23 protein-coding genes are annotated in these 21,208 nt (G+C 70.6%); 9 read left to right on the top strand and 14 right to left on the bottom strand.

What is annotated here, in order from left to right:
* Positions 1-78: 78 nt before the first annotated feature.
* The 5 genes from JYJ93_RS06235 (at position 79) to JYJ93_RS06215 (ending at position 4,888) form a co-directional block, all read left to right on the top strand.
* On the top strand, positions 79-1,668 hold the full coding sequence (locus tag JYJ93_RS06235; protein ID WP_206787266.1) for a glucose-6-phosphate isomerase: 1,590 nt from the start codon (positions 79-81) through the stop codon (positions 1,666-1,668).
* A gap of 225 nt (positions 1,669-1,893) precedes the next feature.
* On the top strand, positions 1,894-2,790 hold the full coding sequence (locus JYJ93_RS39855; RefSeq protein ID WP_242543685.1) for a hypothetical protein: 897 nt from the start codon (positions 1,894-1,896) through the stop codon (positions 2,788-2,790).
* A 118-nt stretch (positions 2,791-2,908) separates the two neighbouring features.
* Positions 2,909-3,490: a class I SAM-dependent methyltransferase gene (locus tag JYJ93_RS06225; RefSeq protein ID WP_206787264.1), complete on the top strand. Its 582-nt coding sequence runs from the start codon at positions 2,909-2,911 to the stop codon at positions 3,488-3,490.
* Between the two features lie 57 nt (positions 3,491-3,547).
* Positions 3,548-4,318 (top strand): SDR family NAD(P)-dependent oxidoreductase, encoded by a 771-nt coding sequence (locus tag JYJ93_RS06220; RefSeq protein WP_206787263.1) that lies wholly within the window; start codon positions 3,548-3,550, stop codon positions 4,316-4,318.
* Positions 4,319-4,360: 42 nt separating this feature from the next.
* A complete protein-coding gene (locus JYJ93_RS06215; protein ID WP_206787261.1) occupies positions 4,361-4,888 on the top strand; it encodes a hypothetical protein in 528 nt (175 codons plus the stop codon).
* Here the strand turns inward: JYJ93_RS06215 and JYJ93_RS06210 are convergent.
* The 10 genes from JYJ93_RS06210 to atpG form a co-directional block, all read right to left on the bottom strand.
* The gene (locus JYJ93_RS06210; RefSeq protein WP_206787259.1) at positions 4,878-5,891 is read right to left on the bottom strand and encodes a cytochrome d ubiquinol oxidase subunit II; all 1,014 of its coding nucleotides are present in this window, start codon (positions 5,889-5,891) and stop codon (positions 4,878-4,880) included. The genes JYJ93_RS06215 and JYJ93_RS06210 overlap by 11 nt on opposite strands.
* A complete protein-coding gene (locus tag JYJ93_RS06205) occupies positions 5,881-7,203 on the bottom strand; it encodes a cytochrome ubiquinol oxidase subunit I (protein WP_277989510.1) in 1,323 nt (440 codons plus the stop codon). The genes JYJ93_RS06210 and JYJ93_RS06205 overlap by 11 nt, the downstream gene beginning before the upstream one ends.
* A gap of 36 nt (positions 7,204-7,239) precedes the next feature.
* Positions 7,240-7,737 (bottom strand): hypothetical protein, encoded by a 498-nt coding sequence (locus tag JYJ93_RS06200; RefSeq protein ID WP_206787256.1) that lies wholly within the window; start codon positions 7,735-7,737, stop codon positions 7,240-7,242.
* The gene (locus tag JYJ93_RS06195) at positions 7,734-8,138 is read right to left on the bottom strand and encodes a phage holin family protein (protein ID WP_206787254.1); all 405 of its coding nucleotides are present in this window, start codon (positions 8,136-8,138) and stop codon (positions 7,734-7,736) included. Before JYJ93_RS06195 ends, JYJ93_RS06200 begins: the two co-directional genes overlap by 4 nt.
* Before the next feature lie 194 nt (positions 8,139-8,332).
* Positions 8,333-9,364: an ADP-ribosylglycohydrolase family protein gene (locus tag JYJ93_RS06190; protein WP_206787252.1), complete on the bottom strand. Its 1,032-nt coding sequence runs from the start codon at positions 9,362-9,364 to the stop codon at positions 8,333-8,335.
* A 423-nt stretch (positions 9,365-9,787) separates the two neighbouring features.
* Complete coding sequence (locus tag JYJ93_RS06185; RefSeq protein WP_206787250.1) at positions 9,788-10,057, bottom strand: hypothetical protein; 270 nt, start codon at positions 10,055-10,057, stop codon at positions 9,788-9,790.
* Between the two features lie 107 nt (positions 10,058-10,164).
* On the bottom strand, positions 10,165-10,569 hold the full coding sequence (locus JYJ93_RS06180; protein WP_206787248.1) for a F0F1 ATP synthase subunit epsilon: 405 nt from the start codon (positions 10,567-10,569) through the stop codon (positions 10,165-10,167).
* A gap of 29 nt (positions 10,570-10,598) precedes the next feature.
* On the bottom strand, positions 10,599-11,156 hold the full coding sequence (locus tag JYJ93_RS06175; protein WP_206787247.1) for a hypothetical protein: 558 nt from the start codon (positions 11,154-11,156) through the stop codon (positions 10,599-10,601).
* Positions 11,157-11,163: 7 nt separating this feature from the next.
* The gene (atpD, locus tag JYJ93_RS06170) at positions 11,164-12,609 is read right to left on the bottom strand and encodes a F0F1 ATP synthase subunit beta (RefSeq protein WP_120587022.1); all 1,446 of its coding nucleotides are present in this window, start codon (positions 12,607-12,609) and stop codon (positions 11,164-11,166) included.
* Between the two features lie 332 nt (positions 12,610-12,941).
* The gene (atpG, locus tag JYJ93_RS06165; RefSeq protein WP_206787246.1) at positions 12,942-13,835 is read right to left on the bottom strand and encodes an ATP synthase F1 subunit gamma; all 894 of its coding nucleotides are present in this window, start codon (positions 13,833-13,835) and stop codon (positions 12,942-12,944) included.
* A gap of 274 nt (positions 13,836-14,109) precedes the next feature.
* Between atpG and JYJ93_RS06160 the strand changes: the two genes are divergently transcribed.
* Complete coding sequence (locus JYJ93_RS06160; RefSeq protein WP_206787245.1) at positions 14,110-14,757, top strand: ElyC/SanA/YdcF family protein; 648 nt, start codon at positions 14,110-14,112, stop codon at positions 14,755-14,757.
* Positions 14,758-14,872: 115 nt separating this feature from the next.
* Positions 14,873-15,148 carry a hypothetical protein gene (locus tag JYJ93_RS06155; RefSeq protein ID WP_120560922.1) on the top strand — a complete coding sequence of 92 codons (276 nt, stop codon included), beginning with the start codon at positions 14,873-14,875 and terminating at the stop codon, positions 15,146-15,148.
* Positions 15,149-15,259: 111 nt separating this feature from the next.
* Here the strand turns inward: JYJ93_RS06155 and JYJ93_RS06150 are convergent, their stop codons facing one another.
* On the bottom strand, positions 15,260-16,606 hold the full coding sequence (locus tag JYJ93_RS06150; protein WP_206787244.1) for an SMI1/KNR4 family protein: 1,347 nt from the start codon (positions 16,604-16,606) through the stop codon (positions 15,260-15,262).
* Positions 16,607-16,820: 214 nt separating this feature from the next.
* On the opposite strand from JYJ93_RS06150, the gene JYJ93_RS06145 reads away from it, so the two are divergent.
* Complete coding sequence (locus tag JYJ93_RS06145) at positions 16,821-17,180, top strand: thioredoxin family protein (protein ID WP_014400290.1); 360 nt, start codon at positions 16,821-16,823, stop codon at positions 17,178-17,180.
* A 7-nt stretch (positions 17,181-17,187) separates the two neighbouring features.
* Here JYJ93_RS06145 and JYJ93_RS06140 read toward each other — a convergent pair whose 3' ends face one another.
* Together JYJ93_RS06140 and JYJ93_RS06135 are read right to left on the bottom strand one after the other, a co-directional pair.
* A complete protein-coding gene (locus JYJ93_RS06140; RefSeq protein WP_206787243.1) occupies positions 17,188-19,053 on the bottom strand; it encodes an ABC transporter ATP-binding protein in 1,866 nt (621 codons plus the stop codon).
* A 37-nt stretch (positions 19,054-19,090) separates the two neighbouring features.
* Complete coding sequence (locus JYJ93_RS06135) at positions 19,091-20,005, bottom strand: universal stress protein (RefSeq protein ID WP_242543684.1); 915 nt, start codon at positions 20,003-20,005, stop codon at positions 19,091-19,093.
* A 479-nt stretch (positions 20,006-20,484) separates the two neighbouring features.
* Here JYJ93_RS06135 and JYJ93_RS06130 point away from each other — a divergent pair, with 479 nt between their 5' ends.
* Positions 20,485-20,646 (top strand): hypothetical protein, encoded by a 162-nt coding sequence (locus JYJ93_RS06130; RefSeq protein WP_014400293.1) that lies wholly within the window; start codon positions 20,485-20,487, stop codon positions 20,644-20,646.
* A gap of 86 nt (positions 20,647-20,732) precedes the next feature.
* On the opposite strand, the gene JYJ93_RS06125 is transcribed toward JYJ93_RS06130, so the two are convergent.
* The gene (locus tag JYJ93_RS06125; protein WP_014400294.1) at positions 20,733-20,942 is read right to left on the bottom strand and encodes a CsbD family protein; all 210 of its coding nucleotides are present in this window, start codon (positions 20,940-20,942) and stop codon (positions 20,733-20,735) included.
* Between the last annotated feature and the right edge of the window lie 266 nt (positions 20,943-21,208).

Here is a 21,208-nt window from a genome sequence, read left to right as displayed (position 1 = left end):
GGCCTTGCTACGGTGCGCCGCGACGGTTCTGGCGGGCGCCGCGCATGAGGTCGGCGCCCCTTGCAAGGGAGTCGGGTCATGACGGAGCGCGAGTTGTGGGAGCGGTACCAGCGGCACCTGTGCGTCGTCCCTTCCGTGGGGCTCACGCTGGACATCTCCCGCATGAACTTCGGCGCGGACTTCCTGGACGGGATGCGCCCGCGCATGGACGCGGCGTTCCAGGCCATGGACGCGCTGGAGAAGGGCGCCATCGCCAATCCGGATGAGAAGCGCCGCGTGGGCCACTACTGGCTGCGCGCCCCGGAGCTGGCGCCGGACGCGGAGCTGAAGACGGCCATCACGGACATGCAGGCCCAGGTGGCCGCGTTCGCGAAGGACGTGCACGCGGGCAAGGTGAAGCCCGCGAAGGCGGCGAAGTTCACGCAGGTGCTCATCGTCGGCATCGGCGGCTCCGCGCTGGGCCCGCAGTTGGTGGCGGACGCGCTGGGCAGCGGCCGGGACGCCATGCAGGTGCACTTCCTGGACAACACGGACCCGGATGGAATGGACCGGGTGCTCAACGGCCTGGGCGAGCGGCTGGCGGAGACGCTCGCCGTGGTCATCAGCAAGTCCGGCGGCACCAAGGAGACGCGCAACGGCATGCTGGAGGCGGAGGCCGCCTACACGCAGCGCGGCCTGGACTTCGGCGCGCACGCGGTGGCCGTCACGGGCGACGGCAGCGAATTGGACAACTACGCCAAGGGCCACAAGTGGCTGCGCACCTTCCCCATGTGGGACTGGGTTGGCGGGCGCACGTCGGTGATGTCGGCGGTGGGGCTGTTGCCGGCCTGGTTGCAGGGGCTGGACGTGGACGGCTTCCTCGCGGGCGCGAAGGACATGGACGCGGCGACGCGCGGGCATGACGTGGCGGCGAACCCGGCGGCGCTGCTCGCGCTGATGTGGTTCCACGCGGGCGGCGGCAAGGGCCAGAAGGACATGGTCATCCTGCCGTACAAGGACCGGTTGATGCTGATGTCCAAGTACCTCCAGCAGTTGGTGATGGAGTCGCTGGGCAAGGAGCTGTCGCTGGACGGCCAGGTGGTGAACCAGGGCATCGCCGTCTACGGCAACAAGGGCTCCACGGACCAGCACGCCTACGTGCAGCAACTGCGCGAGGGCGTGAACAACTTCTTCGTCACCTTCGTGGAGGTGCTGAAGGACCGGGACGGCAAGTCGTTGGCGGTGGAGGGGGAGAACACCAGCGGTGACTACCTGCTGGGGTTCCTCCTGGGCACGCGCCGGGCGCTGTTCGAGAAGGGCCGCGAGTCGATGACGCTCACCGTGCCGGACGTGAGCGCGCGCACCGTGGGGGCGCTGATCGCGTTGTACGAGCGCGCGGTGGGCCTCTACGCGAGCCTGGTGAACATCAATGCCTATCACCAGCCGGGCGTGGAGGCGGGCAAGAAGGCCGCGGGGCGCGTGCTGGAGCTCCAGGGCAAGCTGCTCTCCAAGCTGAAGGCGGCGAAGGCGGAGGCGCGGTCCGCGGATCAACTGGCGCAGGACATTGGCGCGGCGGATGAGGTGGAGACGGTGTTCAAGCTGCTGGAGCACCTGTCCGTGAACGGCGACCACGGCGTGAAGCGCTCGGGTGGGGCGCGTCCGGCGGAGGCCCGCTTCCAGTCCGTGTGACAAATCATTGCCCGTAAGGGCAATGCCTGACGGCTCCAGGCCACGGCTAGCCTGGACCGTCATGGGCCGAGCACACGCGATGGGGCTGTGGCTGTGCGTCCTGGGCGGGCTGGCGGCATGCCCGGAGGTGCACCGCCCGGAAGGCTGTGACGCGCGCGACTACAGGCGCCTCTGTCCAGAGGACACCGAGCCGAGCAAAGAGTGCATCGAGCGGTGTGGTGGACCATGACGAGGCCCTGGCACGTGCCCCTGAGCCTGGTGGCCTGCTTCGTCCTCCTGGCCCCCGCCCTCTTCGTCCTCCGCCAGGTGCGGGAAGCCGGTGCCTCCTCCATTCCGGAGCCGGAGGGCCTGGTCCCCATGCTGACCTACGACGAGCGGATGCGGCGGGTGACCTACCACTACACCTGTTCGAAGCAGACCGACTGTGAGGCCCCTCTCGTCTGTTACCGCGACGTCCGCTTCCGGCGCTATTGCACGGACAGCGCCTGCACGACCGACAGTCAGTGCCCCGAAGGGCAACGATGCACGAGCCTGCCGGTCCTCAGCGCGGGCGGAGTCCTGGTCAGGCTCTGCGCGCTCGTCGGCATCCGCCAGGAGGGAGAGCCCTGCCTGGAGACCGCTTTCGATGCGACCTCCGCCTGCAGGGCGGAGTCCGAGTGCGTGGGCAGGGATGGCTACTGTGCTCGTGCCTGCACCCCTGGCCAACCCGGGACGTGTTCAGAGGGATTCTTCTGCGCGGACGTGAAGCCGAAGCCCTCGTGTCTCCCCACCTGTGAGGAGCGCGGCTGCCCGCAGGGGGAGCGCTGTGTCCCATTCGAGGAGGGCACCTCCATCTGCGCATCCATCCATGGTCCGAACTGTCTGGACACACCGTGTCCCGATGGCCGCAAGTGCGAGTGGATCTCGCACCCGGAGTTCCCGGGCAAGGTCTGGGCGGAGTGCGTTCATCGCTGCTCCGAAACGAACCCGACGTGCGGCGAAGGCCAGGTCTGCGACCGCTATCACTGCCTCCAGGCCTGCGACCCGGACGAGCCCAACCCCTGCGACGAGGGCTTCCACTGCGACCGGCGCGGCGAGAAGCTCCCGTGGTCCTGTCAGCCAGACTACTGGCACGGCCCCTGATCAACGCCCGACGCTCGGACTGCCCCAGGGTCGACACCTTCATGGCCCCGGGCGCACGGGATGTGGAGGGCCCGGGCGGGTTCCATCGTGAAGGCTCACCCCCAGGAGCCGCCTCCCGATGAAACCGTCCTCCGCCTTCCAGCTCGCCCCTCCCGTCCCCTCTCGGGAAGCCGAAGACCCGTGGCCCTTCGCCGCGCACGGCTGCGTGCGCAGCCGCGACGACGTCACCCTGTCCGCGCTTCCCCGCGCGCGCTACCGCTCCGCCCTGGAGATTGGCGGCGCCATCGGCCTGCTCACGGAGAAGCTCCAGGCCCGTTGTGACACCCTGCTCTCCCTGGAGACCTCCGACTCCGCCCAGGCCCGCGCCATCCACCGCTGCCGCCACCTGTCGCACGTGCGCTTCGAGCGCATGAACGTGCCGGACCGCTACCCGGAGGGGACCTTCGACCTCACCCTGCTGTCCGGGCGCGGCGCCTGGTGGAGCCTCCCGGAGATGGCGCTCGCGCAGCAGCGCATCCTGGAGCACCTGGAGCCCGGCGGGCACCTGGTCCTCGTGCACTGGACCGGCCAGACGCGCGACATGCGCTGCAGCGGCCACGAGGTCCACGACGCCTTCCGCCGGCTCACCCCCAGGCACCTGCGCCACCTGCGCGGCGAGATGGAGGGCACCTGGCGCCTGGACGTCTTCGAACGGCTTTGAACGCCCTGGGTGAATCCCGTCCCCCACCCGGCCCGGGCAGGCGGTAGAAGGGACGGCATGGAACTCGGAATCACGGGAAAGTCGGCGCTCGTCACCGGCAGCAGCAAGGGCATCGGGCGGGCCATCGCCATGGTGCTGTCGCGCGAGGGCGCCCGGGTGTGCGTGTGCGCGCGCAACCCGGAGCCGCTGGAGGTGCTCGCGAAGGAGCTGCGCTCCGAGGGCGCCCAGGTGGCCACGGTCGTCACCGACGTGGCCACGCAGGAGGGCGCGTACCTGGCGGTGGACTCGGCGGTGCGCGCCTTTGGCGGCATCGACATCCTGGTGAACAACGTGGGCGGCAGCGGCGGCGCGGGCGCCTTCGACGCGGCCAGCACCCAGCAGTGGAACGACGTCCTCCAGCGCAACCTGATGTCCGCCGTGTGGTGCAGCCAGCGCGCGGTGCCGGTGATGCGCCAGATTGGCGGCGGCAGCATCGTGCACATCAGCTCCATCTTCGGCCGCGAGTACGCCACCAGCGCGCCCTACAGCGCGGCCAAGGCGGGCCTCATCGCGCTCACGAAGGAGATGGCCGTGGACCTGGCGTCCCACCGCATCCGCGTCAACGCCGTGGCCCCGGGCTCCATCTTCTTCCCCGGCGGCAGCTGGGACCGGCGCCAGCAGCACGACCCGGAGGCGGTGGCGAAGGTGGTGCGCGAGCAGATTCCCTGGGGCCGCTTCGGCACGCCCGAGGAGGTGGCGGACGTGGTCGCCTTCCTTTGCTCGGAGCGGGCGAAGTGGGTGACGGGCTCCACCCTGCCCGTGGACGGCGGCCAGGGCCGTGCCTACTGAACCCGGTTGCGGTATGCAGTCCGCGCGAATGAGGCCAACGCATTGCTGAAGCTCTACAAGAAGGACGGCGACACCCTGCGCTACTGGGAGGCGTGGGAGCACGAGGGCGTCGTCACGGTGCACTGGGGCACCGTCGGTGATGGCGGCGAGCAGAAGACCGTTCCCGTCCCCCCGGACGAGGACCCCGACATGGTCATCGCCCAGGAGGCCGAGGCCCTGGTGGACGCCGGCTACGACGAGCCCGAGCCGGACGCCCTGTCCGTGCTGCTCGTCGAATACACCGTGCAGGGCAAGGGCACCGGCCACGACTTCGAGCAGCGCAACGCCGTGGAGGAATTGCTCACGGACGCGCTCGGCTGGACGGGCAACGGCGAGGTGGAGGGCGGCGAGACGGAACAGGGCGTCATGCGCGTGCACTGCCGCGTGATGGACCCCGACACGGCCGCGCGCACCGTGGTGGAGGCCCTGGATGCGGAGGAGCTGCTCGAAGGGGCCCGCGTGCTGGTGGCGCGAGGCGACGACAAGCCCCGCGTCGTGCACCCGCCGCTGTTCCCCGTGCTCAAGTCGTAGCCTGCTGGCCCCGGGGCCCGAAGACGCGGAACAGCAGCACCAGCGACGGCACCACCGTCACCAGCCCCACCCCGAGCGCCACCAGGAGCAGCCGCTGCACCACCGGCTGCGCCGCGGCGCTCTGCAGCGTCAGGTGCGGGTAGACGAGGTACGGCGCCTGCGACACCGCCCACCCCAGCACGATGAGCCCGCCCTGCGTGGCCGCCGCCACCCGCGCGGCCCGGAAGCGCCGCGTCCACAGGAGCGCGAACGCCGTCACCGCCGCCACCGCCGTGCCGGTGTGCAGCGCCAGCGCGAACGGCGTCTGGATGAGGCCCGTCCACACCCGGGGCGCCCCCTCGCGCGACAGCAGCAGGACGGCCAGGGCCAGCGGGAACAGGAGCCCGCCCGTCACCAGCGCCCGGCGCCGGAAGTCCTCCGCCAGCTCCGGCGTGCGTGCCTCATGCGTGAGGTACACGGCCGCCAGGAACGCGAACAGCCCCAGCGTCAGCACGCCCACCGACAGCGCGAAGGGCGACAGCCACGACGCGAAGAAGCCGCTCACCACCGCGTGCCCCTGCATGCGGATGGCGTCGCTGGCCACCGCGCCCACGCACATGCCCAAGAGCAGCGGGGCCACCACGCTCGCCACGCTGAACACCACGCCCCAACGGCGCTCCACCGCGTCCCCGCGCGTGTCGTAGGCGCGGAAGGTGAACGCCGTGCCCCGGAACACGATGCCCAGCACCAGCAGCGTCAGGGGCACGTGCAGCGCCACGCTCAGCGCCGCGAACGCGCGCGGGAAGCCGCTGAAGAGCAGCACCAGCCCCACGATGAGCCAGACGTGGTTCACCTCCCACACCGGGCCGATGGCGTGGGCGATGAGCGCGCGCTGCTCCGCCTTGCGAGGCCCGCGCGCCAGCAGGTCCCACACCCCGCCGCCGAAGTCCGCCCCGCCCAGCAGCGCGTACAGCACGAACGTGCCCGCCACCGCGAGCCCCAGCACCGTCGTCTCAATGGGCATGGGCCACCCCGTCTTTCGCGGGCAGCGTGCCCGCCACCTGCCGCCAGAGCACGAAGAGCACCGTCACCCCGAGGAACAGGTACACCGCCGTGAAGGTGAAGAACGGCGCGGCCAGGTGCGGCACCGGCGTCACCGCCTCGCCCGTGCGCATCACGTCGCGGACGATCCACGGCTGCCGGCCCCACTCCGTGACGAGCCACCCCGCCTCCAGCGCCACCAGCCCCAGCGGCCCGGACAGCAGCCACGCGCGCATCATCCCCTTGCCGTGCGGCCACTCGCGGCCCCGCCACCGGCGCCACAGCGTGGCCAGCGCGAGCAGCGCCATCAGGCTGCCCGTGCCCACCATCACCTGGAAGGCCATGTGGACCTTGGCCACCGGGGGCCAGACGTCGCGGGGGAATTCGTTCAGGCCCTTCACCTCCGCGTTGGGGTCCGCGAACGCCAGGATGGAGAGCCCCTTCGGCAGGTCGATGGAGCCCGACACCGTGCGCTTCTCCACGTCCGGCCATCCGCCCACCCGCAGGGGCGCGCCCGCCTCCGTGTCGAAGTGCGCCTCCATCGCGGCCAGCTTCACCGGCTGCGCGCGCGCCACGTGCTTCGCGGACAGGTCGCCCACCAGCGGCTGCGCGAGCGCGGTGACGCACGCGAGCGGCAGCGCGATGGACAGCGCCTTCTTGTGGAACGCCGCGCCCGGGTGCTTCAGCATGATGAAGGCGTGGATGCCCGCCATCGCGAACGCGCTGGCCTGATAGCAGGACAGGAGCACGTGGGCCGTCTGGTACTGCCAGCCGGGGCTGAACATGGCCACCAGCGGCTGCACGTCCGCGGGCCCCGCCGGCGTGGGCGTGAAGCCGGACGGGTTGTTCATGAACGTGTTCACCAGCGTGACGAAGAACGCGCTCGCCGCGCCGCTCACCGCCACCATCACGCCGCTGAACAGGTGCAGGCCCGGCGACACGCGCTCGCGGCCGTACAGGTAGATGCCCAGGAAGATGGCCTCGGTGAAGAAGGCCACGCCCTCCAGGCTGAAGGGCAGGCCAATCACTTCCCCGTAGCGGCCCATGAACTCCGGCCACAAGAGGCCCAGCTCGAACGAGAGCACCGTCCCGCTCACCGCGCCCACCGCGAAGAGGATGGCGGTGCCCTTGGCCAGCTTCTCGCTGAGCTTCCGGTAGTCCGCGTCCCCCGTGCGCCGGTGCTTCAGGTCGCTCAACACCATCAGCACCGGCAACGCCACGCCGGCCGCCGCGAACACGATGTGGAACGCGAGCGAGAGCCCCATCTGCGCGCGCGCATAGAGCAGGTCCGTCATGGACATCAGTCTGCTTTATGCGCGCATTTTACGCATTCAGGATTTCTTATCCTTGTCCGCAGGCACCTTGGCAACGGTCCGCGAGGGCACCAGGGTCTGCATGGAGTTGCGGGCCACGGCGGTGGCGAGCGAGGTGGCGAAGATCATCACCACCTTGCGGCCCAGCTCCGCGCCCAGCGGCTTGTCCTCGATGCTGGTGGCCACGCGGTCCGGGTGGGCCCAGGCGCGCTCCAGGGCCTTGCGGCGCATGCGGCGCACGCGCTCGTCGTGGTGACGGGCGCGGTAGATGGCGATGCCCACGCCCAGCCCCACCGCCACCAGGGCGGCGGCGCCCACGGTGAGGAGCAGGTCCTTGTTCTGGTTGACGTGGTAGCGCACGTCCGTGGCGCGGGTGCGCCGGCGGTCCAGCTCCTCCAGGGTGAGCAGCAGCTCGTCGCGGATGCGGTCCGCGGTCTGCTCCACCTGCTCGCGGTCACCCATGCGCTTGGTGATGGCGTGGTCCACGTGCGCTTCGGTGTCGGGTGCCTGGCTCATTGCAGCGTCTCCCGGGTCATCTGGAAGTCCGTCTTCAGGCGCTCCTGGGTATGGACCAGCGGCTTCTTGGGAATCCGCTTGGTGCCCAGGAACAGGAGGAGGCCGGCCACGGCCAGCAGCACCGCGCCCACGATGAGCACGCCCACGGCGGCCCCCAGGGGCAGCGCCAGGCCCAGCGCGACGAACAGCACGGCCAGCGACGTGAGGGCCAGCACGGCCCCGGCGCCCAGGAAGATGCCCGCCAGCTTGGCTGCCTGCAGCTCCTGCTTCAGCTCCTTCTTGGCGTGCATCACCTCCGCCTTCACCAACAGGCGGGTCTCCGACAGCGCGTGCCGGATGAGTTCGGGGGTGGAGAGCGTCTCCAGCTGGCTGCGCTCCAGGCGTTCTGATTCAAGGTCCACGACCGTGCCTCCGACAGGATGACTTCACGGGGAATCACCGACGGCCGCCTGCCTGGCGTCCCGGCTGTCCCCGGTCTGTCCCTGAAGGTGGTCAGGAAGGGTGTGTGGGAGAAGTCCCGCCGCACACCCCATCCGCGTCCGGCTGCCTGCCTGGTGCCCCAGCCCTCCCGGGCGGGGCGGCCGGCCGCCAGGGCCTAGCGGCGGGTCTTCTGGTGCGCGATCGCCGTGGCCAGCGTCTCGCGCACCTGCCGGGCCCGGAACAGGCGGTCCGCGGTGTCCAGCAGGTTCTCCGCGTACAGCACCTGCTTGCGCAGGCGGGCCGGGATGGCGCGGGTGCCCAGATGCGCGCCCAGCAGGGCGCCGGTGAGGGCCGCGGCCACGTCCGCCTCTCCGCCGCAGCGCAGCGTGAGGACCACGGCCTCGCGGAAGTCGTGCGGCACCTTCAGCGTCGCGTACAGCGACGTGAGCAGCACCGGCACCACGTGGCACGGCAGGCCGTCCACGCCCTTCAGCTCGCTGGGGGGCACGCCCACCTTGCGCAGCTGGTTGAGCGCGCGCTGGGTGTCCCAGGTGAGCAGGCGCGGCAGGTGGCGGATCTCCTCCGCCAGGTTCTTGTCGTGCACGGCGGTGGACAGCGCCAGGGCCTCGCAGAAGGCCGCGGGCGTGAGGGCCTCCTGCTCCATGCCCAGCGCCACGGCCTGCGCGAACGCGGCGGCGGCGGCGGCGCAGACCGGGTCCTTGTGCGTGATGACGGTGAGTACGCCCGCGTCGTGCGGCAGGCGCGCGCGCTGGCCGCTTTCGAAGAGCCCCACCACCAGCGCGCGGCTGAGCACCGACGGGCACTTCGTGCCGAGCGGAGCCCCCGCGCTCATCCACGGCGTACCGCCCGCCAGCCGCTGCAGCGCCTCCGACAGGCTGCGCGGCGGCTGGAGGATGATGCCCTCCTGCCACAGCCACGCCAGGTGCAGCGCCGCGCTGCGGCCGTCCACCTTGCCCTCGCGGATGACGCTCTCCGCGGCCGCGAGCAGCAGCTGCGTGTCGTCGCTGAACTGGCCCTTGGCGAACTTGCCGCGCGGCCGGGGCGCGAAGTCCTCCGCCAGGCCGGGCAGCCGCGCCAGGCTCGCCGGGGGGATGCCCCTCAGCGGAAAGCCGAGCGCATCCCCGATGGCGAGCCCCAGGAATGCCGCGTGAAAACGGTCCTGGCGGTCTGCGGGAGTCAGCGGCATCGGAGGGGCGGAGATTACCCGAGCCTCAGCCAAGGACGAGCACCGAGATGAACGCTGCATGGGCGCGCGACGCGATGGCGGATCGAACATGGGGCCTTGACGTGCACGAAGCGGGTGCGGTGGAGCGCTGGACAAGAAAGGTCCCGCTGGATTGCACCACGCGCGTCGCCACTGTCCGCCTCCTCCGCCGCAACCACGGCGCAACCGGGGGCGCGGTAGCTATCGCATCCCGCTGCGTTTCAGCAAGCAGGCGAGCCCGTTGAAACGCGCGAGCACGCATGCATGTCCAACTTCGAATGCTGCGCATGGACCGAAAGGGACGCACGGGTGGACCCGTGCGCGTGCGCCGCCCACGGGCTCAGGTGTTCACCTTGACGCGGGCGACTTCACTTCATCCAGGCGACGCACGTGCATGCGCGCGGATCACGCGTCGTCGCGGCCCAGGTTCACCACCGCCATCAGCCGCGCCACCACGGCCTCCGCGCCCTGGTGCAGCCGCGCGCCGTCCCACAGCGCGGGGGACGTGTGGCCGCCGCGCTCGCGCCAGTCCTGCTCCACCTCTTCGTAGGTGAGGTTGCGGAAGCGCACGCGGTCCTCCAGCGCGTGGTCCGTGACGAAGCGGCGCGCGGTGGCGGACGGTGGATCCGCGATGCGGTGGAACAGCTCCAGGACGGGCGAGTCGGGCGTGCTCATTTCAGCGCCGCATCATGCGCCCTGGAACGCGAAAAGGGTGGAGCGCCGGCCCCCGTGCCGCGGGGCTTCGGAACTCCACCCTTCCGGTAGACCGCGAAGACAGGCCCCTAGCGGGACTCGGAGGCGCTGATGCGCGCGGCCTCGCGGCGCACCGCGGCCTGCTCCAGCGCGTAGCGCGCGTCTGCGGTGTTCAGGTCCTTGAGGCGCGCCTGGGCCTCTTCCATGCGGCGGCGGGCGCTCGCGACGTCGATGCCGGTGACGTGCTCGGCGGCGTCCGCCAGCACCAGCACCTTGTCGTTGCTCACCTCCACGAAGCCGCCGGCCACGAAGTAGCGGTCCTGCTTGCCCGCCTCGATGAGGGTGAGCGTGCCCGGCTCCACCAGCGACAGGAACGGCGTGTGGCCGGGACGCACGCCGAACAGGCCCTCTCCGCCCGGCACGATGGCCTCGTCGGCCTGCACGGACAGGATGCGCTTCTCGGGGGTGACGATCTCGACAGTCAGCTTGGCCATGAAGGTCCTCGTGCTACCGCACTACCGCATCAGAAAGTCAGCCGCTGGGTCTTCACGCCCACCGGCTCGAACTCCACCACCCCGGCGTCCGTCAGGCGCGGGCCCCTGCCCGGGATGCCCAGCGTGCCCTCCAGCCACTTGAGGTGGTGGGCCAGCTGCCGCACTTCCGACAGCTGCTTCGCCGTCATCAACTCCGTCAGCCGCCGCTCCTGGAGCTTCTGCCCGGTGCGGTCGAACTGGGCGGCCACCATCACCCGCGCCCACGCCAGGCTCTGGCCCTTCGCCTTCTTCCTGCCCTTGCTGGGGAGCGGCTTGCCCTTCTCCACCAGCGGGTAGATCACCCAGACCTTCTCCCCGTCATTCGACGCGAAGTACAGGTCATCCACCGTCCCCACGCACACGTCCGCCGTCCAGAGGGGCCCGCTCTCCTTGAGCATCTCCAGCCGGCACTTCCCCACGCCCACGTCCACGCTGCGGACGCTGTAGAGACCGTTCGCGCTCACCCGTGCCCGGCTGCCGCGCTCCTCCGCCAGGGCGGAAGGCGCGGCACCACACAGCAGCAGGGCGAGCGCGACGGTCAGGCGCATGGGTGCTTTACGCCGCCGCCAGCTTGCGGGCCTTCTCCTGCGCCTCCTCGATGGAGCCGACCATGTAGAAGGCGGACTCCGGGAGGTCGTCGTGCTTGCCGTCCGCGATCTCCTTGAAGGAGCGGATGGTGTCCTGGAGCTTCACGTAGCGGCCGTCCAGGCCCGTGAAGACCTTGGCCACGAAGAACGGCTGGGACAGGAAGCGCTGGATCTTGCGGGCGCGCGCCACGGACAGCTTGTCCTCTTCCGACAGCTCGTCCATGCCGAGGATGGCGATGATGTCCTGGAGCTCCTTGTAGCGCTGCAGGATGCCCTGGATGCGGCGGGCCACGGCGTAGTGCTCGGCGCCCAGCACGTCCGCGGACAGGATGCGGCTGGTGGAGTCCAGCGGGTCCACGGCGGGGAAGATGGCGAGCTCCGCGATGGAGCGGTTGAGCACCGTGGTCGCGTCCAGGTGGGCGAACGCGGTCGCGGGGGCCGGGTCCGTCAGGTCGTCCGCGGGCACGTAGATGGCCTGCACGGAGGTGATGGAGCCCTTGGTGGTGGAGGTGATGCGCTCCTGCAGGCCGCCCATCTCCGTGGCGAGCGTGGGCTGGTAACCCACCGCGCTGGGGATGCGGCCCAGGAGGGCGGACACTTCCGAGCCGGCCTGGGTGAAGCGGAAGATGTTGTCCACGAAGAGGAGCACGTCACGGCCCTCCACGTCGCGGAAGTACTCCGCCATGGTCAGCGCGGAGAGGGCCACGCGGGCGCGGGCGCCGGGCGGCTCGTTCATCTGGCCGTACACGAGGACCGCCTGGCTCTTCTCCAGGTTGTCGGTCTGGATGACCTTGGTCTCCTGCATCTCGTGGTACAGGTCGTTGCCTTCGCGGGTGCGCTCACCGACGCCGGCGAACACGGAGAAGCCGCCGCGCTCCACGGCCACGTTGCGGATGAGCTCCTGCAGGAGCACCGTCTTGCCCACGCCGGCGCCGCCGAACAGGCCGATCTTGCCGCCACGGGTGTAGGGGGCGAGCAGGTCGATGACCTTGATGCCGGTCTCGAACATCTGCACGCGCACGTCCTGCTCCGTGAACGGAGGGGGGGCGCGGTGGATGGGCCAGTACTCGGTGGCGTTCACGGGGCCCATCTCGTCCACCGGCTCGCCGGTGACGTTCATGATGCGGCCCAGGGTGGCCTTGCCCACCGGCACCTGGATGGGGGCGCCCGTGTTGCTCACCGGCATGCCGCGGCCCAGGCCCTCGGTGGAGTCCATGGCGATGCAGCGCACGGTGTTCTCACCCAGGTGCTGCGCGACCTCGATGGTGAGGTTGTCCTTCTCCGCGCCCAGGTTGGGGTTGGTCACCTTGAGGGCGGCGTACACCTCAGGGAGCCCGCCGGGCGGGAACTCCACGTCGACCACGGGGCCGAGAACCTGCGTGATCTTGCCAGTCGTCGGGACTTGAGCGCTCATGGGACTCCTCTGCCTTGTCTCGTGTGGCGAGCGGCCGGGGCGCCGCCGCCCGTCAGGAAATCGAACCCCGAAGAGGGGTGTGGGCGGGCCCCCTTTACCGGGGGGTGCCCGGCAGGGTCAAGCCTCCCGGGTCCGCCTGCGTAAGTCCCGCTTAGCGGAGCGGTGTCCCCAGCGCCAGTCCCTTGCGCTTCCCCTCTGACGCGCCTGGCCGCTGGGGAGCCTCAAAGGGGGGAGTCTGGAACGACGAAGGGCCCGTGCCCGGCGCTCGTGGGAGCGCGAAGCATCGGGCCCATCGTCTGAAGCCGAGGGGAGGCAGCCGGCTGGGAGGCGGGCTACTTGAGCGCCTCGGCGCCGGAGACGATCTCCATGAGCTCCTTGGTGATGACCGCCTGGCGGGTGCGGTTGTAGAGCAGGGTGTAGCTGGAGATCATGTCCGTGGCGTTGTTGGTGGCGTTCTCCATGGCGCTCATGCGCGCGCCCTGCTCGCTGGCCACGCTCTCCAGCAGCGCCCGGTACAGCTTGATGTTCACCGCCTGGGGCACCAGCCGGTCCAGCACGGCCTGGCGGGACGGCTCGTACTTGAAGTCCACCAGGGCCAGGGCGGAGGTCACGGTCTCCGGGGCGGGGGTGGCGGCCTTCGTGGTGGCGGGCTGCAGCGGGAGGAGCTGCGACACGACCACGTTCTGGGTGATGGCGGAGACGAACTCGTTGTAGACGACGTAGACCGCGTCGACCTCGTCGTTGAGGAAGGCGGCGGCCAGCTCTTCCGCGACGTTGGCGGCGGAGCGGTAGTTCAGCGTCGCGTACAGGCCGGCGAAGTCCTTGCGGATGGACTGGCCGCGGTTGCGGAAGAAGTCGTTGCCCTTGCGGCCCACCGTGGAGACGCGCACCTGGAGGTTGCTGTTCTCGTACAGGTAGCGGTTGGCGCGGCGGATGACGTTGGAGTTGAAGCCGCCGGCGAGGCCGCGGTCGGACGTGAGGAGCAGCAGCTCCACGCGGCGGATGGGGCGGGTGGCGAGCAGCGGGTGCGCCAGCTCCTGGTCGGCGGAGCGCACGGCCAGCTCGGAGATGATCTGCTCCAGCGTCTGCGCGTACGGGCGGGCGGCGAGGATGGCGTCCTGCGCCTTCCGCAGCTTCGCGGCGGAGACCATCTTCATGGCCTTGGTGATCTGCCGCGTGTTCTTCACCGAGCGGATGCGCTTGCGGATGTCGCGAAGGGACGCCATGGACCGGAAACTCCTCGTAAGACGTGCGGCGCGCGCCCCGTGACAGCCCGGGCTGGCCTTAAGGGACGGCGGGCCCCCTATATAGGCGGGGCGGAGGCCGGTCAACGGCGGGGTGCCCGGACCCGGGGCCCCTGCCTGCCACCAGAGCCCGCCGCCATGGCCCGTCCGGGGGCCGGGCGGGCGTGACCAGTTCCCGCCAGAGGGGCGCGGGTGGTGCTTTCCGAGCGGGGGGCTCCGGAAGAGAATGGCCCCTTCCGACCGTTCTGCGGGGTCCATGAAGGCTGGCGGCACGACCAGGGTGTGGGTACGCAGGGGCCTGGGGCTGCTCGGGCTGGCCCTGGCCGTCCTGCTGGGTCTGTCCCACTTCGTGCGCCTGCGCTACCAGGGCCGCATCGTGCCGCTGGCCGTGGCTCCGGAGGCCCCCATCGCCCTGGTGTTCGGGGCGGGGCTGGCGCCGGGCGCGGTGCCGTCGCCGGTGCTGGCGCAGCGGCTGGACGCGGCCATCGCGCTCTGGCGGCAGGGCAAGGTGCGGTCGCTCCTGGTGAGCGGGGACAACTCCGCGCCCTTCCACAACGAGACGCGGGCCATGCGGCGCTACCTGCTGGAGCGCGGCGTGCCGGAGGACGCGGTGATGGGGGACGAGGCGGGACTGTCCACCTATGACAGCTGCCTGCGGGCGCGCTCGGTGTTCGGCGCGGACCGGGCGGTGCTCGTCACGCAGCGCTTCCACCTGTCGCGGGCGCTCTTCATCGCCAACTCGGTGGGCATCGACGCGTGGGGCGTGGCGGCGGACGAGGGACGGGCGACTCCCTGGCGCTACACGGTGCGCGAGACGCTGTCCCGGGTGCTGGCGCTGGGGATGGTGCTCTTCGAGGTGAAGCCCGGCAGCACTGACGGCCAGCCGCCGACGGCTCCCCGCTGACGGGGGACCAGGCCCGCCAGGCAGGCGGGCGGCGTCCATTGCCGCTCCCGTCCGGGGGGCCCATTTTCGTGGGGACACGGAAGCTTTTCTCAACCGTCCCTGTCGAGGAGACCCCATGAAGTTCAACAAGCTCGGAGACGAGGATGTGGGCGAGTCCACCTCGCTGCGCCACCGGAACCCGGACACAGGAGAGGACGAGATCAACATCTCGGACCAGGACCTGGCGCTGTCGCCCCCCATGGAGGAGGAAGCGGATGCGCGGGACATCCTGCCGGATCAGATCCAGCGCTTCGGCCGGGGCGATGAAGAGGAAGAGGAGCGCGAGCTGACCGCGCAGCCCGACGAGCCCGGACCGCGTGCCCAGTCGCCTGACCTGCTGCCCGAGGGGTAGCCGGGTCCAGCGGTCGGATGCGGCGCAAAGAACAGGGCGCGTCCCCGTGCATGGGACGCGCCCTTCGTTTTCAGGCGGGGCCTCCGAGGGGAGGCCCCATGCGGCCCGGCACTAACGGCGCGAGGACTTCTTCGCGGCGGCCTTCTTCGCGGCCCCGCGCGTGGATGCGCCCTTCTTGGCGGCTGCCCCCTTCTTGGTAGCGCCCTTCTTCGCGGCGGCCTTGCCCGTGGCCTTCTTCGCGGCAGTCCCGCGCGTCTGAGCGCCCTTCTTCGCGGCGGCCTTGCCCGTGGCCTTCTTCGCGGCAGCCCCGCGCGTCTGAGCCCCCTTCTTCGCGGTGGCACTCTTCTTCGCGGCAGCGCCACGCTTCTGGGCCGCTCCCTTCGCGGCAGTGCCGCGGGTTCGGGTCGCACCCTTCTTCGCAGCGGACCTCTTCGCTGCGGTCTTGCCCGTGGCTTTCTTCGCGGCCCCACGCGCGGGCGCGGCCTTCTTCGCGGCGCCCTTCTTCCCGGCCGCCTTGCGCGCTCGCGTTCGGGTGGAGACAGCTTCGCTCGGCGCCTCCGCTTCGGGGGCATCGGCCTTCTTCGCGATGCCCTTGGGGGCCTTCTTCGCGGCGGGGCGCTTGGGCTCGGGCTCCTCGAACAGCTCCTCCTGCTCGGGGGCCTCCTCTTCGGCGGCCTCGGCCTCCGCCTCACCCGTGTCCTCGGCCAGTTCCGCCTCCAGTTCCTCCTCGCCGGACACCTCGGCCTCCGTGTCCTCGGCCTCCGCGGCTTCAAGCTCGTCGGCGGCCTCCGCGGCTTCGAGTTCCTCCTCCTCGTCCTCGCCCGCGTCATGAGCCAGGGCGGCCAGGGCTCCCGAGTAGTCGCCGCCACGGCCAGCGGGGGCTCCCTCCTCGTCCTCCAGCGCCTGCGCGGCCGCTCCGGACAGCGCTCCCTGGAGCACGGCGTTCATGGCTCGCGCGAAGGTCCGCTCCCCGAAGCTCTCCACCTCTTCCACGGGCGGAATCAGCACCTCGAGCATGTCCTTGAGCCTGCGGTACAGCCGCATCTCCTTCTTCTCGCCGTCCCAGGTGCCGAAGACCCAGGTGTCGCCGTCCAGCGCGTCCACCCAGCCGGGCAGCGGTCCGCCGCCGTCCCCCTGCTCCTCCATCGCGGACTTGCGCGCGACGAACAGGTGCCGGTGCGCCCCCTTCAGCCCGAAGCGCCACACGCCCGCGGCGGGCAGGCCCACCACCATCAGCCGGCTCTTCTCCAGGACGCTGGGCGCTCCCTCCTCGCCACGCAGCGGGAACAGCCGCACCTCGCCCTGGAACTCACCGCCGTTGAGCGCCTGGTACAGGTCCGCCAGGTCCTCGGGGAACGGGACGCCGCACTCCGTCTCCGCGCGGCGGACCTCTTCCGCCTGCACACCCTCCGAGGTCGCCTTCGCCGACTTGCGCAGTGCCTCCAACCACTCGTGCATGACCCCTCCACGACATCGACAGCCACCAGGGCTCGCACCTTATGGCGCCTTGGGCCCCCGTGAGCAGTGTGCATGTCGGGTTTCGTCCACCCGACGGCCTCTAGACATATCTGGACAACCTGACACGCCCGCCCCCTCCATCCCTCCTGGCCGCCTGCCCCGGGTCCAGGCAACCCGGATGGAAGCCCGTCCCCCCGGGCGTTAGGAAGGCGCCATGGCGCATCCCGTAAGCATCGAGGCAACGACCGAGACCTTCGACTCGCTCGTCATGGAACCCCGCGACGAGCTGGTGGTGGTGGACTTCTGGGGCCCCGGTTGCCCGAACTGCGACATCTACGCCGCCGCCGAACCCGAGCTCCTCAAGGAGCTGGACGGCGCCCCCATGCGCGTCGTCAAGGTCAACGCCTACGAGCACGAGGCCCTGGCCACCCGCTTCGGCCTGTTCGGCATCCCCACCTTCCTGCTGTTCCGCAACGGGAAGCTGCTGGGGAAGATGAGCCAGTACTACGGCAAGCCGTACTTCCTGGGCGTCATCCGGGACCACCTGCCCGGCGGAGCCAAGGCGCAGGCTTGAGAAGCCCTCAGTCCCGGTAGCCGCGCGCCTGGAGCCGGAACAGGTGCGCGTACCGCCCGTCCAGCGCCATCAGCTCGTCGTGGCTGCCCAGCTCCTGCACCGTGCCGTTGTGGAGCACGGCGATCTGATCCGCCATGCGCACCGTGGAGAAGCGGTGCGAAATCACGATGGCGATGCGGTCCGCGGCCAGCGCCTGGAAGCGCTCGAAGAGGGCGTGCTCGGCCTCCGCGTCGATGCTCGCCGTGGGCTCGTCCAGGATGAGCACCTCCGCGTCGTCACGCATGAACGCGCGTGAGACGGCGAGCTTCTGCCACTGGCCGCTCGACAGCTCCTGGCCCTTCTCGAACCAGCCGCCCAGCATCGTGTCGTACTGCGCCGGCAGCGCCGCGATGACGGAGTTGGCCCCGCCCTGCTCCGCCGCCCGTTCGATGCGGGGCCGGTCCTCCAGCGCGGGCACGTGGCCCAGGCCGATGTTCTCCGACACGCTGAACTGGTAGCGCACGAAGTCCTGGAACACCGCCCCGAAGCGGCCACGCAGGTCGTCCGCGTCCATCCGCGCCGTGTCCACGCCGCCGTAGAGGACCTGTCCCTCCGTGGGCTCGTACATGCGCAAGAGCAGCTTCACGAGCGTGCTCTTCCCCGCGCCATTCTCCCCCACCAGCGCCAGCTTCTGGCCGGGCTTGAGCGTGAGGTTCACGTTGCGCAGCGCCCACGCGTCCTTGCCCGCGTAGCGGAAGGAGACGTCCTTCAGCTCGATGGCGTTGTGCCTGCCGCGCGGCGGTGAGACGGCGGGCAGCACGCGCGGCGTGTTCTCCACCGTGGGGATGTCCAGGTAGGCGAAGAGGTTGCTCATGAAGAGCGCGTCCTCGTACATGGAGCCCACGCTGGTGAGGATGCCCTGGAACGCGGCCTGCCCCTGCCGGAACACGGCCAGGTACAGCACCATGTCGCCCACGGAGATGCCGCCGGCCGCCGCCTTGCTGGCCACGAAGAGGTAGCAGCCGTAGAAGGCCGCCAGCGACAGCAGGCCCAGCCCCAGGCCCCACACCATGCGCTTGCGCGCGAGCGCCCGGTCCTCCGAGAAGAACTTCTGGAACAGGTCGCGGTAGCGCCCCAGCACCAGCGGCCCCAACCCGAAGAGCTTCACCTCCTTCACGGTGCTGTCTCGCGTGAGGATCCACTCCAGGTAGTTGAGCTTGCGGCCCTCCGGCGCGCGCCACGAGTACAACCGGAAGCCCTCCGCCGCCAGCCGCGCCTCCGCGATGAACGCGGGGATGGACGCGGCGAGCAGCACCACCACGCTCCACGGCGACAGCGCCACGAGCAGCACCGCGTAGGTGGACAGGGTGATGACGTTGCGCACGATGCTGAACGCCTGCATCACCAGCGACAGCGGGCGCGCGTTCGCCTCGCGCCGCGCGTTCTGCATCTTGTCGTAGGTGTCCGAGTCCTCGAAGTGCTTCAGCTCCAGGTCCAGCGCCTTCTGGAGGATGCGCTCGTTGAGCAGGTTGCCCAGGTGCGCGCGCAGGAGGTCCTTCGTGAGCGTGAGCCCCCGGTCCACCACCGCGGAGGCCACCATCAGCGCGAACTCCGTGGCCACGAGCCCCACGACGCGCGAGTTCGCCGCCACGTCGCCCTTCGCCGCGGCCACCACCGTGTCCACGATGAGCTTGCCCACCCACGCGATGCCCGCCGGCAGCACCGCCGCCACCAGCGTGAGCGCGCCCAGCACCACCGCGCCCCGGGGGCTCGCCCTCCAGAAGAGGTGGAAGGTGCCCGGGAGCTGCTTGAAGAGGATGCCCGCGTTCTTCAGGCGGGCCCGGAGCGTAGGCGGCGGTGTCGGAAGGGGGGGTGACAAGGTGCCGCCCCTCATAACGCTCCAGCGCCCGCCGCGCTGGACTTCCCTGCCTTCAGGAGGCCGGGGTGCCCCCGCCGTCTGGCAGGGGGGTGGGCGGGGCGGCGTGCCGCGAGATGAGCACGTCGCAGCGCGAGTGCCGCAGCACGCCCTCCGTCAGCGAGGTGGGCGGGTTCGCGGAGGACATGCCCAGCGTGAGCAGGTCCGAGTCGCGCTCCCGTGCCTCCGCGAGGATGCACTCGCACGGGTCTCCGAAGCGCAGGCGGAGCTCCATCGCCCGGCCTGTCTCCCGGTACGGCGCCAGGAAGCGCGCGAGCGCTCTTCGCGCCGCGTCCTCCCGCTCCTGCCGCAGCCGCAGCTGCTCCGCGAGGGGGGCGTCCTCGTTCTCGCGCAGGTCCACCACGTGCAGCACCTCGATGGGGGTCGAGGCCGGACACAGGCGCATCGTCAGCTCCAGCGCGCGGCGGGACTCCCGCGAGAAGTTCACCGCGACGAGGGGCCGGTGGTAGACGCGGCCAGGGTGCGGCATCACCACCAGCACGGACGCGTCCACCTCGCGCACCAGGCGCATCACCATGGCGTCGTCCGGCAGGGGCTTCGCGGGTTGGGGCAGGTGCGGCCGGCCCACCACCAGCACCTCCACGCCCTGGTCCTTCGCCAGCTCCGCCGCCTCGTGTGGCGCGTCACCGGTGCGTAGCTCCTCGCGCACGTCCACGTCGGGCCGCTGCCGCAGCCGCTTCGCCGCGGACGTCACCGACCGGCGCAGGCACTGCTCGCCGTCCACCGCCCCGTCCGGGCCGGCGTGGCCATCCAAGGCCGGGCTCACGTGCAGCACGCTGAAGGCCGCCCCATGCGCGAGCGGAAGCCGCAGCGCGCGGGCCAGCGCGAACTCGGATTGCAGGGAGAAGTCCAACCCCACCGCCACCCGCCGCAGCCCCCGCTGGGCGCGAGGGAGGCTGTCGGGCAGCAAGGGCAGGCTCCTCCTGGAAGACACGTTTGGCCTCATCTCGACTCCCTCCCCCTTCACCACGGGACGCACCGCGAAGGGTTGCCGTCTCACGCGGGCCCTCATGGACATACATTCAGACCCGTCGGTGGATGTGCCACCCGTCTTCTGCGGGGACGCTGCGTCCGCAGCCCTGCGGCGCGGCATGCGAGCGGCGTGGCCCGGCGGGACGCTCTGGCGGGGGCAGGCGGACAGGCCTTCCATCCTCTGGACGCCGTCCTGTTTCTGTAACGTTTTCAGGGCGCCGCACCGCTTCGTTCAAGGACCCCAGGGCAGGCGTGCGTTCAGGGCCGCCATTTCAACGGTTTGAGACGTTCACCGCCGGACCTTGGGGAATGGGGGCGCTTTCAGAGGTTCGGCCAGCCCTTTGCAAAGACCTCTTCACGGCTTCTCACGAGGCCATGGGCGGCGGGTCGGACGGCAGGACGCAAGGGAGCGGGAACATGCGAGGGGTCATCACCGGACGTGAGGTGGTTGCCAACCTGGGACTCATCTACCGGGAGTTCGGAACAGCCTGTGTGTTGCGCTGCCTCTGGGTGATGCTCAGCGGGAAGTCCACCACCTTCCTGGAGGTGGCGTGTCCCTGCGAGAAGATGCGGCAGTGAGCACGCGCCACGGAAGACAGCTCGGGCCGCGGGAAGCACGAAGGCTTCCGCGGCCCGAATGATTTCAACGGCTGTGAGGTGTGTCGCTAGCGCTGATACGGATCCGCGTCACCGCGACGCACTTCCTCGCGCTCGTCGGTCTTGTCCTTGATGGCGTGCTTCACGTCCTCGACCACGCCCTTGACCTTGCCCTTGAGCGTGTCCGCCTTGCCTTCGGCTTCCAGCGAACGGTCGCCCGTCGCCACGCCCACGGTTTCCTTCACCTTCCCCTTGGCCTTGTCAGTCCACTCGCCCATGGCGTCCTCCTGACGTCGGTGTGTGAATCGTTGTGGAAGACAACGTGCTCACGTCCCAGGCGCGCGGCAGGTGACGGTGGCTCGTCCGCACGGCCGCCCTGCTTGGACCGCGACAGGCCGGAATGTCAGGCAATGGACAGCGCGCGACGCGCGATGAAACGACACGCGCCCTGCCCTCCCTACCCGCTGCGTCCCTGTTATCCACGGAGACCCGGGAGTCTGGGTCGCAAGACGAAGACGTTGCATTGACGCATCCGCACTTCGCC

It is taken from the genome of Corallococcus sp. NCSPR001, from assembly GCF_017309135.1.
GTDB lineage: Bacteria > Myxococcota > Myxococcia > Myxococcales > Myxococcaceae > Corallococcus.
The sequence above is the reverse complement of the archived record's forward strand: the minus strand, read 5'-3'. Positions and strand labels throughout refer to the sequence as shown.

Excerpts from the sequence above, each read along its gene's own strand:
- JYJ93_RS06205 (WP_277989510.1), bottom strand. The coding sequence starts at position 7,203 with ATGACGGACCTGCTCTATGCGCGCGCGCAGATGGGGCTCTCGCTCGCG.
- JYJ93_RS06125 (WP_014400294.1), bottom strand. The coding sequence starts at position 20,942 with ATGGGCGAGTGGACTGACAAGGCCAAGGGGAAGGTGAAGGAAACCGTG.
- JYJ93_RS06235 (WP_206787266.1), top strand. The coding sequence starts at position 79 with ATGACGGAGCGCGAGTTGTGGGAGCGGTACCAGCGGCACCTGTGCGTC.
- JYJ93_RS06225 (WP_206787264.1), top strand. The coding sequence starts at position 2,909 with ATGAAACCGTCCTCCGCCTTCCAGCTCGCCCCTCCCGTCCCCTCTCGG.
- JYJ93_RS06180 (WP_206787248.1), bottom strand. The coding sequence starts at position 10,569 with ATGGCCAAGCTGACTGTCGAGATCGTCACCCCCGAGAAGCGCATCCTG.
- atpG (WP_206787246.1), bottom strand. The coding sequence starts at position 13,835 with ATGGCGTCCCTTCGCGACATCCGCAAGCGCATCCGCTCGGTGAAGAAC.
- JYJ93_RS06210 (WP_206787259.1), bottom strand. The coding sequence starts at position 5,891 with ATGCCCATTGAGACGACGGTGCTGGGGCTCGCGGTGGCGGGCACGTTC.
- JYJ93_RS06185 (WP_206787250.1), bottom strand. The coding sequence starts at position 10,057 with ATGAGCACGCCCGACTCGCCCGTCCTGGAGCTGTTCCACCGCATCGCG.
- JYJ93_RS06140 (WP_206787243.1), bottom strand. The coding sequence starts at position 19,053 with ATGAGGGGCGGCACCTTGTCACCCCCCCTTCCGACACCGCCGCCTACG.
- JYJ93_RS06175 (WP_206787247.1), bottom strand. The coding sequence starts at position 11,156 with ATGCGCCTGACCGTCGCGCTCGCCCTGCTGCTGTGTGGTGCCGCGCCT.
- JYJ93_RS06160 (WP_206787245.1), top strand. The coding sequence starts at position 14,110 with ATGAAGGCTGGCGGCACGACCAGGGTGTGGGTACGCAGGGGCCTGGGG.
- JYJ93_RS39855 (WP_242543685.1), top strand. The coding sequence starts at position 1,894 with ATGACGAGGCCCTGGCACGTGCCCCTGAGCCTGGTGGCCTGCTTCGTC.
- JYJ93_RS06190 (WP_206787252.1), bottom strand. The coding sequence starts at position 9,364 with ATGCCGCTGACTCCCGCAGACCGCCAGGACCGTTTTCACGCGGCATTC.
- JYJ93_RS06130 (WP_014400293.1), top strand. The coding sequence starts at position 20,485 with ATGCGAGGGGTCATCACCGGACGTGAGGTGGTTGCCAACCTGGGACTC.
- JYJ93_RS06155 (WP_120560922.1), top strand. The coding sequence starts at position 14,873 with ATGAAGTTCAACAAGCTCGGAGACGAGGATGTGGGCGAGTCCACCTCG.
- JYJ93_RS06150 (WP_206787244.1), bottom strand. The coding sequence starts at position 16,606 with ATGCACGAGTGGTTGGAGGCACTGCGCAAGTCGGCGAAGGCGACCTCG.
- JYJ93_RS06200 (WP_206787256.1), bottom strand. The coding sequence starts at position 7,737 with ATGAGCCAGGCACCCGACACCGAAGCGCACGTGGACCACGCCATCACC.
- JYJ93_RS06145 (WP_014400290.1), top strand. The coding sequence starts at position 16,821 with ATGGCGCATCCCGTAAGCATCGAGGCAACGACCGAGACCTTCGACTCG.
- atpD (WP_120587022.1), bottom strand. The coding sequence starts at position 12,609 with ATGAGCGCTCAAGTCCCGACGACTGGCAAGATCACGCAGGTTCTCGGC.
- JYJ93_RS06220 (WP_206787263.1), top strand. The coding sequence starts at position 3,548 with ATGGAACTCGGAATCACGGGAAAGTCGGCGCTCGTCACCGGCAGCAGC.